The sequence below is a fragment of the Kitasatospora sp. NPDC048715 genome (genome assembly GCF_043198905.1).
Taxonomy (GTDB): Bacteria; Actinomycetota; Actinomycetes; order Streptomycetales; family Streptomycetaceae; genus Kitasatospora; species Kitasatospora lactacystinica.
Map to the genome: position 1 here is coordinate 77554 of NZ_JBICVH010000020.1, position 15196 is coordinate 92749.

The window sequence follows — 15196 nt, forward strand, 5'->3', positions numbered from 1 at the left end:
TGCGGCGGGACCGGCCCCCCGGGTGCGTGGTGGGGGTGCCGGTCCCGTCGGTGCGGTGGGGGCTAGTTGGTGTCGGTGCGGGCCTTGCGGGTCCGCGGTGGTCTGGCCGGCGGCTGGGTGCCGTCGGCCTCTCGGCCCGGGGCGAGTTCGCTGTCCGGCTGGTCGGTGAGCTGCCAGGCGTCCGGGTTGGTGATGAGCTCGGCCAGCTCCCGGGGCGGGATCTCGCCGGGCAGCAGGACGAGGTGATCGCCGGTGCCGGGGTGTTGGAGGTGGACCGCGTAGGCGAGTCGGCGTGGCATCACAGGACCTTGGCCACGATGTGGCAGTCCGGGGTGTGCAGGACCGGCATCGCGACGGCTGCGCCCTTGGTCCAGATCTGCACCGGGTCGTCCTGGACGCCGCGGGTGAGGATGATGCCCGGGGCGTCCTCGCGGGTGATCTCCGGGTTCGTGCCGCGGGCCAGCACGAGGGCTTCGGCCGTGACGCCGTAGAGGGTCTGGCCCCACTTCGCGCGGTCCGGAGGCAGCATGATCCACCGGTCGTCGGGCAGCACCTTGGTGGCGGTGCCGTCGACGTTGACCTGCGCCCGGTAGAGGGTGACCGGCGGCAGGCCATAGTCGCCGCGCACCGCGTTGACCTCGGACACGGTCAGCGTGCGGGTCGGGGTGTTGGAGGGGTTGACGCTGCGGTAGTAGGCGGCCCGGTAGGCGTTGTTGCGGGCGAGCTGGGAGAACGCCTTCTTGGAGGTGAGGACCATCTCCGGCTCGGGTGCGCCGAGGTCGTCCAGGTAGGACATCCAGCCGAGTTCGTCGGCGAGCGGGTCCGACGTCGGGTCCGACCAGGGCTTCGGTGCGACCGGCATGTTGCCGGCGGGCACGCCGAAGTCGATCTCGATGGTGAGACCGGCTTCGTTGTCGAGGGTGAACTTACCGTCGGTGAGCACGTCGCCGGCGGCGAGTTCGAGGCGGGAGCGGATCGCCTCGATGTGCCGCTCGGCATCGTCGAACAGCAGCTCCAGCAGCCGGTCCTGGTCGGCGCCGTGCGCCTGCTCCAGGAGAATCTGCTGCTGTTCACCGACGATGAGCTTCTGACCCAGGGCGGGGAGCAGCCCTTCGCGCGTGGTCTCCCACGCGGTGCGGTCGGCGAACGCCACGGAGCTGTCGTACGCGCGATACTTCGCGGTATTGACCCGGCGGCCGTTCTGCTTGATCCGCCACTTCACCTCTGGGGTGACGAGGGTCGGGAAGACGGTGCTGGTCAGCAGGAAGTCGGCCGGGGAGGGGATGGCGCGGGCGAACGTGGTGAGGTCCGCCGCGGACACGCCCTTGACGAGGTCCTGAATCGTCATCGCTCAGGACCCCTTACACGAACCGGATCAGCGCGCCGGTGGGCGACAGCGTGATCTTGGTGGGGTCGATGCCGCCGGGGATCTTGGCGGCCCGGGCGACGCCGTGCCACAGCAGGGCGCACGGGATCTTCGGCTGGCCCGGGGCGAACAGGGCCTCGTCGAAGACCAGGCCGGAGAAGGTCTGGCGGCCGTCGGTGGCGGCCGGGTCGTAGGGGCCGTACAGGCCGGAGGCGGTGATCTTGCCGAGGGGCAGGCCGGACAGCAGACGGCTGTAGGGCTGGGTGGAGTCGGTGGAGGCGACGTAGTGGGTGTTGGCGACGAGCTTCGACGCGTCGATGGTGACGGTCTCGGTCTGGTCGGTGCCGTGGGTGGACGCGAGCCAGGGGCGTCCGGCGGTGTACGTCGCCGAGGTGGTGATCGGCTGGGTGGTCAAGGGGTGTGATCGCCTTCGGGGAGCTGGCGGTCACGCACTCACCGGCTGGTGGTGCCGTCCACGGTGGGGGTGGGGCGTGGTCCCCTGGTCCCGGTTCGCTGCCGGGTCAGACGATCAAGGGCGGCCGGGTCGTCAGGCCGTGAGGTAGCCGCGGCGCTTGGCCATGTCCAGGCCGAAGGAGGTGGCGGCGGGGGCCTGGCCGCGCGGCGGCGGCCCGCCGGCGGGCGACCCGGTCGGCGCGGGCGGCGCCGTAGTGGGCGAGGCCGGGCCGAACAGCTCCGGGCGGCGGTCCGCCAGCACCTTCGCAGCGGCCGCCACGGCCTGCTCGTCGGCGTCGGCGGCAACGTCAAGGAGACGGATCGCGTCGTCGAGGTTCTGACCGCTCGCGCCCAGGCGGCTCAGAGCCGAGTGCCGCACGGCCTGGTGGAGCCGGTCGAGGGCCTGCTGCTCGCGCTGGAGCGCCCGCTGCTCGCGCTGCGCGGCGGCCTGCTCGCGGCGCTCGACCTCCCCGAGGGCCGCCCGCTCGGCCGCGCGCTGCGCCTCGACCCACGTCTGGAGGGCGGTGGTGTCGTCGAAGCCGAGGTCGGTGACGAGCTTTCGGAGAGCGGCACGTTCACCCTGGGACTTCTCCCGGGCAAGGAGCTTCGACAGGGTGTCCTGGGTGATGAGAGTGCTGCCCGCGTCGGTACTGGCCGGGGGCTGCGTGGCGGCCGGGTCTCCGGCGGGCGGGTTCGCCTGGGGCGGGGGGGCAGTCATCGTTCCTCCGGAGCAGCGCCCCCGCGCCAGTGACCAGTGTAGCTACTCCCTGGCAGGGCCACGGTGCCGAAGACCTCGGGCACCGGGAACGAGTAGCCACACTGCCGTCCTGGTTCGTCAGAACAGGGTACCTGGAGCGAAATAGCTTGCTAGCCACACTTCGCCACACGCTATCGGCCTCCGACCTGGAGGACGTCGCCGAGCGCCATCCCGGCGCCCCGAAAGGAGGAGCCGCTCCAAAGACGGCGTGAATCAAATAACCCAGCAGGCACAGGAAACTTGGATCACGAATCCCATAGCATCACGGCCGTCTCACTAAGCTTGAAATGTTCCGCTTGGAGCGTTCATGAAATCCATTTCGGCAGGATCGGGGCGGTTCACAAACGGGAAGCGATCTCCCACATCCTGTGAACACACTTCGCTCGACGACCACGTAGACGCGGAGAAGCTTTAGTGGTAGCTAGATTCAGGTCAACTCCCACCTTTCGGACGATCTGCTGTGGAAATTTGGACAGCAAGAGCCCCGCCCTCTCCTAAAAACTCGGGATTCCTGCTCCCCTCTTCCTAAACGAGTCGGGGCAGCCGAGCCGTCGACGGCCCATCGACGAATCCTTGGGGGAGCATTGAAAAGGATCAAGAAGCTGGCTATACGGGGCGCACTCAGCATGAGCATCGTCCTCAGCGGCATGGCCATCGGGACGACGGACGCGGCCGCCATGGCGGAAGATTGCCCCTCAACCTACTACTGGTGCTACAGCGTCAACACCGCCCATGGCTACCTGGTGATGTACACCAGACTCGACCCGAGCGACCACCACGAGCGGGCCTTCTACCGCGCCCTCGGGTGGGACGGCGACAAAGTCTGGATGAACTGGACCAAGGATAATGGCCGGACCTGGCATGAAGAGACCGAGGTGACGAGCTGGATTGCCGGCAACTACGTCCGTAGGGATGACATAGCGGTCTGGGACGGCAGTCCCTACCAGGTACAGGTGTGTTCGGCTGACCAGTACGGAAACTGGCTCCCCGACTGCACGCCTTGGCACTGACAGGTAGCCACGCGAGCGAGCCAGCGAAACATCAGGAACTCACGCCGCAAACCCCGTAAGGCCATAGACGTCTCACTGGACTCGGGGCTTCCTGCCTTCTCCGTGCGACAGGGCGGCTTCGACTCCTTAGGCATGCCAGCACGGTAGGGACTTGGCTAGCGCAGCTCGACCGACTTCCCGCGTGGGTTTCCCTACGGGAACCCACAGTCCTCGCAGCATGGGTTCCCCCGGGGGAACCCGGCAGGTTGCCCTGGCGGAACCCAGCAGGTTGCGCCGGGGGAACCCCTTCCTTCCTTGTCCTTACCTACTTCCTTCCTTCTCCCCCCTCCCCCCACGGCTGACGCCGCAGGGGGCCCAGGGTGGCCCTCTATGAGCCCCTCGGGCCCTCCGGGGTGACCTTGGGCCCCGCCCCCTCCCCGAGGAGCGCAGGGGGCACCGTGGGGCCTGCCGGGGGTAGGCCGAGGAAGTCCCGGACCACCCGGGTGTCGCCGGTGGCATCGGCCAGGCGAGCGGCGGCGTCGAAGGCTCGGGCCTGGATGCGGCGGACCTCATCGGCGATGTCGGTGATCGGGAAACCCGAGTCGGACAGCATCCGGACGCAGGTCTCCAGGCTGAACAGCCCGGCCTCGTAGCCCTTCACCGCGAGGTCCAGGGCCTCCGTCTTGTCGGTGGGCAGGTGCGGGCCCCACACGATCTGGGCGGCCGGCAGTTCCCCGGTGGGCCAGCCGACCTGACCCGCCTGGAAGAGCCTCCCGGCCATCTTCAGCAGCAGCTGGTACTTGTGGGCGCGGGCGAGGCGCATCTCCCCGACCAGGGCGCCCAGAGGGCCCAGCGACAGTGCCAGGGCGTAGCCCGACGGCACCTCCGACGGCTTCACCAGGCCGAGGCCGGCGGCGGTCAGCCGGGAGTTCCCGGCGACCCGGTCAAGGAGGTGGTTGGTGCGCTCCCGCAGCTCCCGCAGCTGCGGGGACGTGTCGAGCGCGGTCATCGAGCCGCCCTCACCCAGCGACCACACGGTGCCCGCCTCGACCTTCAGCGGCAGCGGAGCGCCGGTGCGGTGGTCCTTCGACAGCCGCACACCCGACAGGGCGACGATCGGCGTCCCCGTCGTTCCGGAGGTCGACGAGGAGTCCGTGTCCGTCGCGGCGAGCTCGTCGAGGGCCTGCATCACGCGGGAGGTCACCGGCTGCCCCCAGTGCTCCCCGACCTCAACCACGCTGTTCGTGATGTGCACGACCGGCACGAAGTCGATTTGTAGATCCAGTGCCTGAAGGACTTCGCCATCCCGGCGCACCCGGTACCGGGCCTTGTCGGCGGGCAGGTTGTAGACGGTGTGCGCCGCCTTGAGGTCTTCGAGGAGCCACTCGGCGTCGGTCAGGTAGCAGGTTACGGTCGACGCCTGGTCCGGCGCCCACGGGTAGGTGCGGAACACCGTCCCGCCGGCGCCGTCCGCGCGGTCCCCTGGCAGCAGAACGGTCTTCCCGTCCTGCCCCGTCACCCACTCCCGGTGCGGCCCGCCCTTCCCGGTGTGGACCGCCGAGCGGGTCGCGCCGGCGATCGGCCCCAACTCGTAGGTGATGCGGCGAACCCGGGCTTTCCGGCCGGTGGCCGGGTCCTCGGGCAGCTCCCACGCGAAGTGCACCGCGGTGGGGAACTGGCCGCCGTCGGCCTCCTCGTCTGTCCACACCGGGAAGTACCAACCCGGGTCCATCGTGCGCAGCTGCGGCCGCCCTGCCACCGCGTCCCAGGCCAGGGTGTAGACGCCGTCGCCGTAGCGCACCGCGGACCGCTCGCACTGCTGCATCCGCATCGGCAGCAGTTCCCGCCGCGCCCACTCCCGCAGCCGGTCCTGCACCTCGCGGGCAAGCGCGGCCTGCGGCGTCGGCTGCACGCCGTCGCCTTCGGCACCCGGCACGACGATGGACTGCGACGGCCCCAACAGGTAGCCGAGCGCGTCCGCGACCAGCTTCGCCGGATCGCCCAACTCCCGCCGGTCGAGGGCCTTCTCGTCCCCGGCCGCCGCCGCCAGCTGCCCGGCCTGGTTGTGATCGTAGGCGGCCAGGACCTTGTACACCTGAAGCCGACGCAGGTCCTCGGGCGGCACCCAGCCGGAGGCCAGCTCGCCGAACGGCCCGACGCCGCGACGCGGAGCGGTGGACATGATCGGCTTGTAGTCCAGCCACGACCACACGTCGATGATCAACTCGCGCAGGCCCACGGATGCTGCCCTCCCAGGCAACCAGGCCCCACGCCGCCCACCAGCCTAGACGTCGCCGAGGTTCAAGCATCGGCCTGAGGGTCAGTCCCCACGGCCGACCCCACGGCTAGCTAGGCCGGGGTTCGGCAGCCGTCGTCGAATCCCTGCCGGTCGACCATGACCCGCTGCGCCGTGGTGAACATCTCCCACTCGGCGTCGCACAGCTTCGCATTGCCCTGACTCTCTCCGCGCTGAACGATGGCGAGCTGGGCGTACCGGCCGACGATGCGGGAGGCGTTACGGTTCAGTTCCCGGTCGCCCAGCCACTTCGCCGCCCACTCCGGAGTTCCCTCGGCCGCCGAGACCGACCGCGTCGTCGGCGCAACCTCCGCCGCCTGCGGCGCCGGTCCGCTGGACGTGTCACGTCTTCCGGCTTCCCTCGAAAGCCGTCATCAACCGGCTCCCGATCTTGTGCGACGACGAGGACTTCGGCGAGGTCCCTCAGCCCTCCCCGGCTCTCACTGGGCAACTCGCCCTCTGAGCCCACACGCCCCTGCCCTCCGGGAACGGAGTTTGTGATCACCGGCTGGTGCCGTACAGTCGGACCCACCGACGCGGGGTGGAGCAGCTCGGTAGCTCGCTGGGCTCATAACCCAGAGGTCGCAGGTTCAAATCCTGTCCCCGCTACCACGAATGCTGAAGGGGCGGACACATAATGTGTCCGCCCCTTCAGCATTCCTCCCGGCTACTCACCCGACCGGACCGATACGAGACAGTCCGCGCACCACATCTCGCCGGGCGCCGTGAGGTCAAGCGGCACATCACGCTCGCCCCAGGGGAGTACCAGGCCCTCTTCGTCACTGCACTCGATTGCCTGGAAGTCCTCAACCACTGGCCCGGCCGGCCTGTGCCAGATCAGTCGGTCGGGCTCAAGTCCGCGTCCACGGACACGTTCCGCTGTTGCAATCACGGTTGCCTCCTCCACGGTCGGGGAGGCCAGGATACGAAGCCAGCCGCCCGGAAGCCCGCGGAACTACGTGATCGTCGGCAACCTTCCACCAGGCCTCTGACATGAAGAGGCTGGCCGATTGGTGTTACCGGCGGCCGGAGAGGCGGTTGTCATCCATGCCCTGTGCGAGCGCGTCGAGTTGCCCGGCGCCGGCCAGCTCGGTCAGGCCATGCACGCCGGCATCCATTCTGTCGGGGCTGTCCATCCCGGCGACCCACGTCACCATCTGACCTTCCAGCTCGGGGTAGTGCCCAACATGGTGGACCCGGCCCTGCTCGTACAGCTGCGCCACCGGCTCGGCCCTCAACCTTTTGCCGACCTTCGCGTTGACCTCGACGACCAGCGGCATCAGCTGGCCGAGGGTCTCGCCCTCGCGGGCGAGCTGGTCCCACGCCTGGGCGAGGATCTGGCGGGCCATGTTCCCGCCGTAGTTCGCCTCGACCACGATCGCGTCCGCCTTCAGCGCCAGCGCCAAGCGGCAGGCGGCGAGACCCCAGTCGTTCGCGCCGAGAGTGCCGGACTCGTCGGCGACGACGTACAGGTGGTCCTGGTAGTCGAGGCCGAGTCCGACGATGCCGGTCTCATCGTTGACGGAGCTGTCGCCGCCGGACGGGTCGACCGCGACGACCACCCGCGCCAGGTCGATGCCCGAGAACTGCACAGCGGTGATCCGGGCCTCGTCGATCCATGCCCGCCGCCACACCCCGCCTTCGACAGGGCGCGGCTTCTGCTGGAACAGGCTCGCCCACACCCGCTCGCCAACGGCGCGGCGGATCCCCGCGAGCGCCTTCTTCCCGTACCGGGCGGGCCACAGCGGTTCGCCGACCTTCCGGCCGAGCACGTCGTCGGGGCTGTCCGCGATGGCCGGCAGTCCCACCTCGTCTGGATGACGATCACGCTGCCGCCCGGCTCGACGCGGGTCAGCAGAACGGCCTGCCACCACTCCCACAACCGGCGCCTCATGGTGGGCGATTGGGCGTCCGCAGCGTCCTTGATCGGGTCGTCGATGATCGCGAGGTTCGCGCCCTTGCCGGTCAGGCCGCCGCCCACACCAGCCGCGAACAGGCCACCTTCCCGGCCCGCGATGTCGAAGCGGTTCGCGGCCTTGCTACCCGAGTGCAGGGCCACGCCAAGCTGCTCGCCCCAGGTGGTGATCGCGTCCCTGATCCACCTGCCGTGGTCATCCGCGAGGTCGGCCGAGTACGACGCGATCATGACCCGGTGGTCCGGCCGCTGGAGCAGGTACCACAACGGCGCCCACCTGGCGGCCCGCCTGCTCTTGCCGTGCCGAGGCGGCATGGTCAGCAGCAGGCGAATCGTTTCTCCTGCCGCGATGCGCTGGAACGCCTGGTCGATCAGGTCCAGGTGAGCGGCCTGCATCTCCCGGCCGCCGGTGAGGAGCGCGGCGAGGGAGCCTGGAGAGTGGCGCAGCGCGAGGTCGCGCTCCACCGCCGCAAGCCGGGTGCGCAACGCCGGCGATGCCTGCTCGGCGATGGCCCGGCGCCGCTCTGCGGGGAGGAGCCGGTACTGCTCGACCAGGCCGTCGGCCGCGGTCACTCCTCGCCCCTGGTGGCGGCCGGGTCGGTCAGGGCGATCAGCGCGGCCAGCTCGTCGCCGGTGGTGTCCGCCGCGACTTCGATCGGGCCGCCGTCGTGCCCGGTGATCTCGGTGCGCGCCGGCTGGTCCAGTCCGAGGAGCCGGGCCCGGCGCTCCATGATTCGCAGTGCCCGGTCGATCGCCTGGAGTTCGCCGTCGCGCACCGCCCGCCGGTAGGCGACGAGGTACAGCCGGTCGAGGCGGGCGTCCTCCAGCGCGCGCAGCGCCTCGACGTCCGCCTGCGCGGCGGCGAGCCGGTGGCCGAGAGCCTCCGTCACATCCCGGTTGGCCGAGCGCACCAGCGTGTCGTCGTCCGGGCCGGGGCGGCCCTTGGAGTACAGCTCGTAGCCGTACCCGAACGGGTAGGCGACCCTGTCGGCGTTGATCGCGGGGTCGGCAGCGAGCTTCCGGCCGACGGTCAGCGGGTCGGCGCCGGCGAGACGCAGCTCGACGGCGTCGGCCCGCCGCTGGGCGATCGCGGCGCGCTGGGCCCGGTTGGGGCGGGGCATGGGCGCAGGTCCTCCGTGGTGCGCCCCCGCGCCACCACCCATGATCCCCTACCGGGGCGCGGCCTCGATCTGCCGCTCGGCGCAGGAGTCCGCGTAACCCGAATCTCCAAGCCGGCACTTACTTACCTTACTTTCCTTACCGTCCGGCTGGAATCCCGCAGGAACGGGAGATGCCCACAGCAAGGAATTGCGCCATACCCGGCGCGATCAATTTGAAAAGAAATAGGCCAAATCTAATCAGCTCACGCCTTTGCATTTTTATCACTATCGATCACATTCACCCGAACGAGTGAATGGCGCGGCTGCACACACGCGGCCCCGTTTCCAGATTCCTACCGTGGCCGTTAGTCCGATCGACCTACGCGAGCCGGTGACAGCAACACAAGCGGAGCACATCTCCCCTTGTGCTGCATCGGCGCGCCGTGCTTCGTTGTGTGGCTGGGATGAGGTCTTCCTCTCCCCGTCCTGCAGAGAGAGGAAGGCCTCATCCCAGCCACACACGACCAGCTCACTGCCTTGACACAGTGAGCCCTGTCGGCGGCACACCACTCACCGCCGACAGGACCTACACCCACCTCGGGAGGGAGACAGACCATGCGCGCCAACCGCTACTGGGCCCCGTCTCCCGAATCCGCCGCCAACAGGGCGGCGAGGCGCAGAAGCAGCCATCGCACCCGGCCTCGCCCATCACGGCCTTCGGGTGCAGCAATCAAGGCCGTGGCCAACCCCACCGCCGCCCCGATGCTCGCCACCCACACGGCCGAAGCGACGGTGGCGGCCATCATCGACGCTCCTGTCGCGAGACTGAGGATCGTCACCACCAGGCCACTCAGGAGCAGTGTCACCTCCAGGCGCCACCCTTCACGGCGTGCGCCGAGACGCCTCTTTGAGCGCCTCCCAGAACGAGCCGCATTGGATCGCGGTTCGCCGTCCGGACGATCTTCCGGGCGGACAGGGATGTTCGACATGTCGAACCCTCTGTAGTAGTGGTGCCCCCGGCAGGCCCGGTCAGTGACTGGTAATCTCGCCGGCTCGCTGGGGGCACCGCGCGTTGAGCCTGAGTATTCGCGGCTCCGCACCACCAACGACATCACGTCCGATCGAGTTACCCACCAATCCACATCTCACTATCTTCGGGGTAATAATGCCGGAAAACCCTTGCCACCCCTAAAAAAGCTTGATAATGCCAGCGTCGGCCCCTGGCATGAACAGGGCCATCTAGGCCGCACCTGACACCAGAGCGCGACGGCCCGATAGCAGCGGCCGGCCTTGGCAGCACCCCTCGGTAACCGGCCCGGCACCATACTGACGCCGGACTGTCGGCACCCAAACCATCACGATGAAGGTGTGGTCGCTGGCGCGGCCGGGCCCGGGCGCCGGCGCGTCGACCCTCCCGCGGAGCCGCCCGCGATCGCGCCCCGACTCCGCCTCCCACTCCCCGTTCAGCCCACACGGAGCGGCCAGCACGCATCCGGCGACGGCACAACAGCCCCCACCGCTCGTAGCGACCGACGAATGCCGGACGGGATGGTGGCCACGCCTCCCGTCCGGCCCTTCAGGTCCCACCTATGCCAGCTCGTACACCACGGTCGTGGCCGGGCAGCCCTCCGCGATGCGGATCAGGGCGTCGGCTTCGCGCTGGTCCGCCGCCAGGGTCCAGCGGAGCTTGGTGGACACCCACTCTGCCGCGTACCGGCAGTGGACGTCGCCGCCGAGCGGCGGGAGCCAATCAGCTGGGTCCTTGTCCCCCTTCGCCCGGTTAGACCTCGCGGTGACCGCGACGAGCGTGAGCGGGCTGCCTTGGTCGTTGGCGTAGGCCTCGCGACGGGCTGCGTCCCAGGCGTAGCCGCCGGAGTCGTGGACTTCGGCCAAGGGCACGATGTGGTCAACGTCCAGCCCGGCGGCGTCGGTTACGGTGACGCCGTCATAGTAGGAGTACCACTCCCCTCCGATGAGCTTGCAGCCCGGCTCGATCTGCGGGGCGACCAGGGCCTCGGAGAGGATCACCTCCTTCCTGGTGTCGCACCCGTCGCTCGGGTTCAGGCCGCGGTTCCAGTGCTTGTAGAGGGATCGGAGATAGCCTTCACGATGTTCCTCGGCGATCGGCAGCAGGGCGACTGCATCGGGGAGAAGCAGTGGCCTGTCGACGGCACGGGCGTGCACGACGCCCGTCGAGGTCGGCACCACCACGGCCTGCGCAGGGGCTTCGGCAGAGAACACGGACAGGGTGGCGACGGCGAGCGCGGGCAGACTGCGCTGCAAGAGCTTCTTGATCACACACGGGTTATAGCGGTAGGTGCGCGAAGCATGTGTGTCAGATCGCCTTCAAGTCACCCCACCAGGTGACGTCCGAGCGTCCATCCGAGCGCGGCAGCACCAGAAGGCGGAGGCCGTGAGCCGGCTATGCCGGGAAGCCGCCGATGAACGCTTCGAGGTCGGCCATGTCGAGGGGCTGGGGGTCCACGTCGTAGTCGATCCACCACACGACGGGCATCTCCGGGGCGAGGTCGTGCAGCACCTTGTAGATGACGGTCAGGGGCCCGGCGGGCGACCCGCGGTCTTCGAACGAGAACACGCCGTGCCGGAGGTTGAACGACAGCTCCGCCGGCCGCCCGGGTTCGACGTCCGCCACGATCTCCAGGAAGCCTTCGTACGCGCTGCTCACCGTGGCGTCCGGCCAGTGCCTCAGGACGCGTTCCTGTACCTGCTCGCCGGTGAAGGCCCACGGCCCGGTGCTCTCGCGGTCGGCGCTGACGTAGAAGCTGGATCCCACGGGGTGCTCGTTTCTCTCGGTGGTGCGGCCGGGTGCGGCCGGTCAGGGTTCGATGCGGACGCGGCCGGTGACGCCTTGGGCGGTCATGAGGGATTGGAAGTAGGCGGAGGCCTTGGGGTCGTTCGTGATGAGTTCGAGGTGGTTGACCTTGTTGCGGGGGTCCTTCAGGGCCGACGCGTACTTCTCCAGCTTCTTGGACTCCCCCTCCATGGTGTTCTCGTACGCGAACTCGAAGACGCCGTCGGCGTTGTCCAGACGGAACGGGGACTTGCAGCTGTTCTGCTGGCCGATGTACTTGGCGTCGATCGCGGCGCCGTCCTCCGGGCGGACACCGTCGGCGTCCATGCCCAGCTCGCGCCCGGTCGCCGGGTCTGTGACGTCGGTGTACAGCCGGTACTCCGTCGACCCGGCCACCCTGACCTGGTAGGCCCTCCTCGCGTTGATCTTCGGGTCCGCCTTCGCCGGGGGCGCTGGCGCGTGAGGACCGTTGGCCTGGAACGTTCGGCCGTCCTGCTCCATCTGCGTCATCCACGCCCGGATCGCGGCCTGCTGCTGAGGAGGCAGCAGCGGGAAGGGACTGAGCGGGTCGTGCGGTAGCGGCGGCATGCCGGGGGTGACGGTGAACGGCGGCGGCTTCGGGGTCGGCGCTGCCGCAGCGTCGCTCGCCCCGGCGAGCACGACGCCCGCGGCAGTGGCCGTGGCCGCAAGCCCTGCTCCCACCGGGATCAGGCTCGCCGCCGCGGTGTCGACCACGGCCGCGGCCTCGGCCAGCACGGCGAGTTCGGCGCTACCCTCCACCGCCGCGGCCATCGCGACCGCCGCGGTGCCGGCCTCGGCCGCGATCGCGGCCTCGCCGCCGGCGGCCGCGACGTCGGACCCGCCGAGCGTGAAGATCGTCAGCGCGATCCCGGCGCCCGCGACGATGCCCGCGGCGATGGCGAGGTCCTCCAGGGTGTCCCGCAGGTCCTCGACTTCCTTCGCGTACGCCTCGCAGGCCTGCCCTAACTTGTACGCCGCGTTCGTGATGCTGTTCAGCAGCGGGCCCTGCGTGGCGCAGCCGTCGTGCATCCGCGCCCAGTTCTGCGCGAAGCTCGTGACGGCGCTGGAGGTGCTGGACGCGGTGACCCGCTGCACCCTCTTGTCTCCCTCGACGCCCAGCCGGCTGATCAGGCTGGCGAAGCTCTTCCAGCCCGCCGCGGCCTGACGGAGCTTCCCGGGGTCGCCCTGCGGCCAGAACTTCTTGAGGAAGTCGTGGATGGCGCCGCTGCCGTTATGGCCGACGGCGGAGTGGAGTTTGGCCTTGGCGACTTCCTCGTCGCACTCCGGGCTGGCGGACGCCGGCAGCTTCTGCGGGGCCATCAGCGAGGCCGCGACGTCGGCGTCAGACTGCAGGTAGGCGATCGCCATGGTGTACAGGCCGTTGGCGGTGCCGCCGAGTTGACCGACGGCTTGCGCCATCGCGTCGACGATCTTCTGCGCGGCGGGATCGTACTTGGCGGCGAACTTCTTGCCGGCGTCGTCGTCACCGGCCATGCCCGCGACATCGTCCATGGAGAACACGAGGCTGCGGTAGAGCTGCGCGGCCGAGTTGTGCAGGTCGGTGAACCCTGCGGACGACACGATCATGTCCGCAGGTTTGACGTGGAAACTGGTCATCGGGCCCCCCGATTGTCCGTCCTCGTTCACGGTAGCAAGGCGCAGTGCCATCGACACGGTGCTCGACGATGTCGCCCTTCGGACTTCCACGGCCTTGCGTCGGTCCCGGGGCGAGCCCGGGCGACCCGACCTCCGATCAGGCCACCCGGGGCTCCGCGCGCTACCCAGCCCGAGGGGCTGAACGGCCTGGGCTCTCGGCACGGACGTTGAATGCCCCGGGGAAGCAGGCACTCACGGCTTCAACGAGGCTGGCCGGACCTCGGGTACGGCCGGGGCCGGTCAGGAATCGAGGAGTCCTCCGATCAGCTCCCCCAGGAGCCGGGCCGCGATGCACGCCGCACCCAGTCGACGCGCCTTGTCTCCGACCCTTCCGGCGCGCCGAACGACCGGAGGACGTACCCGGACGCGACCGGTCCGGCGAGCCGTCCTGACGTGCACGACGTTGTACATGGCGATCAGCCTCTCGATCGGGCCGTCATCGACGGCCGGCGCCAGGACTCTGCCCGATCACAGCCCCACCGAGGACTCGGTCCCAATTCCCTGTGGATAAGTCGGCGATTCAGATTCTCGTCACCCGGACAGCTCACCGAACGAATTGCTCAATCAACCCGGCCGCCCTCTCCAACACCTCCGGCTGGCGCGTCCTCAGCATCGACGAGCGCCTTCGCCTCCCGCACCTGCCGGCCGGTTTCGTCCGCACGAGCCGCAGCTTCATCCCGCTCAGTCTCGCGCTCGGCCAACACCGTACCGACGGCGGCGGCCTGCTCCAACGCCCCGTCCAGGGAAGCCCATACCCGTTCGACGCGGCCGAGGGCTTCGTCCCGATCCTCGGCCAGTCGCTGTACCTGCTGCTCCAGCCGGTCACGGTCGCGCACCGCGCGTCGGTGCTCCCGCTGGGCGGTGGCGAGTGTCGCGCTGGCCTCGGCGCGCCGCCGCTGCGCCTCCCGCTCCTCTCCGGCAAGCACCTGAAGCGGGCCTCGTCCACCCTCCCCCGGCACCGCCGACGCCACCAACCGCCCCTTCGACTTCCCGGCCACCCGCTCGGGAAGAGCCTCCGGCAGCGAGGACGGCTCCGCCAACGCAGCGGCCAGGCAGCCGCCGGCCAGTGCCTCCGCGCCGTCCTCGTCGGCGAGTGCCGCCCGCAGGCTCTGCTCCACCTCCCGCAGCTGCGCCTCTGCCAGGTGGACCCCAGCGGCCCCGGCTGCGTCTCGGGCCCGGGCGGTGAGCGCGGCAACCAGCCGGTGCCGGCGAGTGGACAGCTCCCGCAGCTCGGGCCCGGCGAGCCGGGCTTGCGCCTGCTGCAGTGCCTCGCCGAGCTCCAGCACTCCGGCGACCTCTCCGCGGTGATCCCGTACGAGCCGGTTAAGGGCGTACGCGGCCACGGTCGGCCGATGCAGGGCCTTGATCCGGGAGGCGAGCTGTCGGTCACCGTTGCGGCGAGCCGCAGCCACCGCCGTGTCCCGGGCCGCAGTGAACTCACTGGGCGGAAGGCCGTACAGCTCGGTGGCAACCTCGGCCACGGCCTTCTCCGGGGCAGGGCCGGGTGGTGTCCCGTTCATGAGGAGCGCAGCGCCCGCTCGCAGTCGAGACACCGCCGGTCGACCAGAGCCGCCGGGTACCAGGGTTCCCCGGGGCGCGCCGGCCGGTAGCGGGAGTGCTCCATCGGGCCGCTGTCCATGCCGCACAACGTCCTCGACAGCGGGTCCTCCGGGACCTCGGGGTCCGCACCTGCGGCGTGCACGGCCAGCACCTGCTGCTCCGCACCGTCCGCTCCCAGCGCCTCGTCCGGCTCCATCTCGAACAGGACGACGATCGTTCCCATGAGGCCGAGCATCAGCCACTACGCCACGGCCCACCGCTGGGCGTAGGC

At 69.8% G+C, this 15196-nt stretch carries 14 protein-coding genes, 1 tRNA gene and 1 pseudogene; 2 read left to right on the top strand and 14 right to left on the bottom strand.

The features are described 5' to 3' along the window. Nucleotides 1–62: 62 nt before the first annotated feature. The 4 genes from ACGFSC_RS32790 to ACGFSC_RS32805 form a co-directional block, all read right to left on the bottom strand. A complete protein-coding gene (locus ACGFSC_RS32790) occupies nt 63–299 on the bottom strand; it encodes a hypothetical protein (protein WP_359898199.1) in 237 nt (78 codons plus the stop codon). Continuing rightward, the gene (locus ACGFSC_RS32795) at nt 299–1348 is read right to left on the bottom strand and encodes a major capsid protein (RefSeq protein ID WP_359898200.1); all 1050 of its coding nucleotides are present in this window, start codon (nt 1346–1348) and stop codon (nt 299–301) included. The genes ACGFSC_RS32790 and ACGFSC_RS32795 overlap by 1 nt, the downstream gene beginning before the upstream one ends. 13 nt (nt 1349–1361) lie before the next feature. Continuing rightward, nucleotides 1362–1781, bottom strand: a complete 420-nt coding sequence (locus tag ACGFSC_RS32800; protein ID WP_359898201.1) for a head decoration protein — start codon at nt 1779–1781, stop codon at nt 1362–1364. A gap of 132 nt (nt 1782–1913) precedes the next feature. Further along, the gene (locus ACGFSC_RS32805; protein WP_359898202.1) at nt 1914–2537 is read right to left on the bottom strand and encodes a hypothetical protein; all 624 of its coding nucleotides are present in this window, start codon (nt 2535–2537) and stop codon (nt 1914–1916) included. Between the two features lie 665 nt (nt 2538–3202). Between ACGFSC_RS32805 and ACGFSC_RS32810 the strand changes: the two genes are divergently transcribed. Further along, complete coding sequence (locus ACGFSC_RS32810) at nt 3203–3586, top strand: hypothetical protein (RefSeq protein ID WP_359898203.1); 384 nt, start codon at nt 3203–3205, stop codon at nt 3584–3586. A 367-nt stretch (nt 3587–3953) separates the two neighbouring features. On the opposite strand, the gene ACGFSC_RS32815 is transcribed toward ACGFSC_RS32810, so the two are convergent. Further along, the gene (locus tag ACGFSC_RS32815; RefSeq protein ID WP_359898204.1) at nt 3954–5804 is read right to left on the bottom strand and encodes a hypothetical protein; all 1851 of its coding nucleotides are present in this window, start codon (nt 5802–5804) and stop codon (nt 3954–3956) included. A 592-nt stretch (nt 5805–6396) separates the two neighbouring features. Here ACGFSC_RS32815 and ACGFSC_RS32820 point away from each other — a divergent pair. After that, a tRNA-Met gene (locus tag ACGFSC_RS32820) sits at nt 6397–6473 on the top strand. A gap of 404 nt (nt 6474–6877) precedes the next feature. Here ACGFSC_RS32820 and ACGFSC_RS32825 read toward each other — a convergent pair. The 9 genes and pseudogenes from ACGFSC_RS32825 to ACGFSC_RS32865 form a co-directional block, all read right to left on the bottom strand. Then, complete coding sequence (locus ACGFSC_RS32825) at nt 6878–7669, bottom strand: hypothetical protein (protein ID WP_359898205.1); 792 nt, start codon at nt 7667–7669, stop codon at nt 6878–6880. A gap of 71 nt (nt 7670–7740) precedes the next feature. Beyond that, nucleotides 7741–8172 (bottom strand): annotated as a pseudogene (locus tag ACGFSC_RS32830) (terminase large subunit domain-containing protein); the annotation flags it as partial. Between the two features lie 173 nt (nt 8173–8345). Further along, nucleotides 8346–8897 (bottom strand): hypothetical protein, encoded by a 552-nt coding sequence (locus tag ACGFSC_RS32835; RefSeq protein WP_359898206.1) that lies wholly within the window; start codon nt 8895–8897, stop codon nt 8346–8348. A 608-nt stretch (nt 8898–9505) separates the two neighbouring features. Next, complete coding sequence (locus ACGFSC_RS32840; RefSeq protein ID WP_359898207.1) at nt 9506–9742, bottom strand: hypothetical protein; 237 nt, start codon at nt 9740–9742, stop codon at nt 9506–9508. 721 nt (nt 9743–10463) lie between these two features. Beyond that, complete coding sequence (locus ACGFSC_RS32845; protein ID WP_359898208.1) at nt 10464–11174, bottom strand: HNH endonuclease family protein; 711 nt, start codon at nt 11172–11174, stop codon at nt 10464–10466. Between the two features lie 124 nt (nt 11175–11298). Next, on the bottom strand, nt 11299–11670 hold the full coding sequence (locus tag ACGFSC_RS32850; RefSeq protein WP_359898209.1) for a hypothetical protein: 372 nt from the start codon (nt 11668–11670) through the stop codon (nt 11299–11301). Nucleotides 11671–11712: 42 nt separating this feature from the next. Beyond that, on the bottom strand, nt 11713–13296 hold the full coding sequence (locus tag ACGFSC_RS32855; protein WP_359898210.1) for a restriction endonuclease fold toxin-2 domain-containing protein: 1584 nt from the start codon (nt 13294–13296) through the stop codon (nt 11713–11715). Between the two features lie 629 nt (nt 13297–13925). Next, complete coding sequence (locus ACGFSC_RS32860) at nt 13926–14846, bottom strand: hypothetical protein (RefSeq protein ID WP_359898211.1); 921 nt, start codon at nt 14844–14846, stop codon at nt 13926–13928. 35 nt (nt 14847–14881) lie between these two features. Beyond that, nucleotides 14882–15148, bottom strand: coding sequence for a hypothetical protein (locus ACGFSC_RS32865; RefSeq protein ID WP_359898212.1), 267 nt, complete (start codon nt 15146–15148; stop codon nt 14882–14884). Nucleotides 15149–15196 lie beyond the last annotated feature (48 nt).

Bases quoted from the DNA above. Each gene is read 5' to 3' on its own strand.
- ACGFSC_RS32805 (WP_359898202.1), bottom strand. From the start codon at position 2,537: ATGACTGCCCCCCCGCCCCAGGCGAACCCGCCCGCCGGAGACCCGGCC.
- ACGFSC_RS32865 (WP_359898212.1), bottom strand. From the start codon at position 15,148: ATGGGAACGATCGTCGTCCTGTTCGAGATGGAGCCGGACGAGGCGCTG.
- ACGFSC_RS32810 (WP_359898203.1), top strand. From the start codon at position 3,203: ATGAGCATCGTCCTCAGCGGCATGGCCATCGGGACGACGGACGCGGCC.
- ACGFSC_RS32855 (WP_359898210.1), bottom strand. From the start codon at position 13,296: ATGATCGTGTCGTCCGCAGGGTTCACCGACCTGCACAACTCGGCCGCG.
- ACGFSC_RS32790 (WP_359898199.1), bottom strand. From the start codon at position 299: ATGCCACGCCGACTCGCCTACGCGGTCCACCTCCAACACCCCGGCACC.
- ACGFSC_RS32835 (WP_359898206.1), bottom strand. From the start codon at position 8,897: ATGCCCCGCCCCAACCGGGCCCAGCGCGCCGCGATCGCCCAGCGGCGG.
- ACGFSC_RS32795 (WP_359898200.1), bottom strand. From the start codon at position 1,348: ATGACGATTCAGGACCTCGTCAAGGGCGTGTCCGCGGCGGACCTCACC.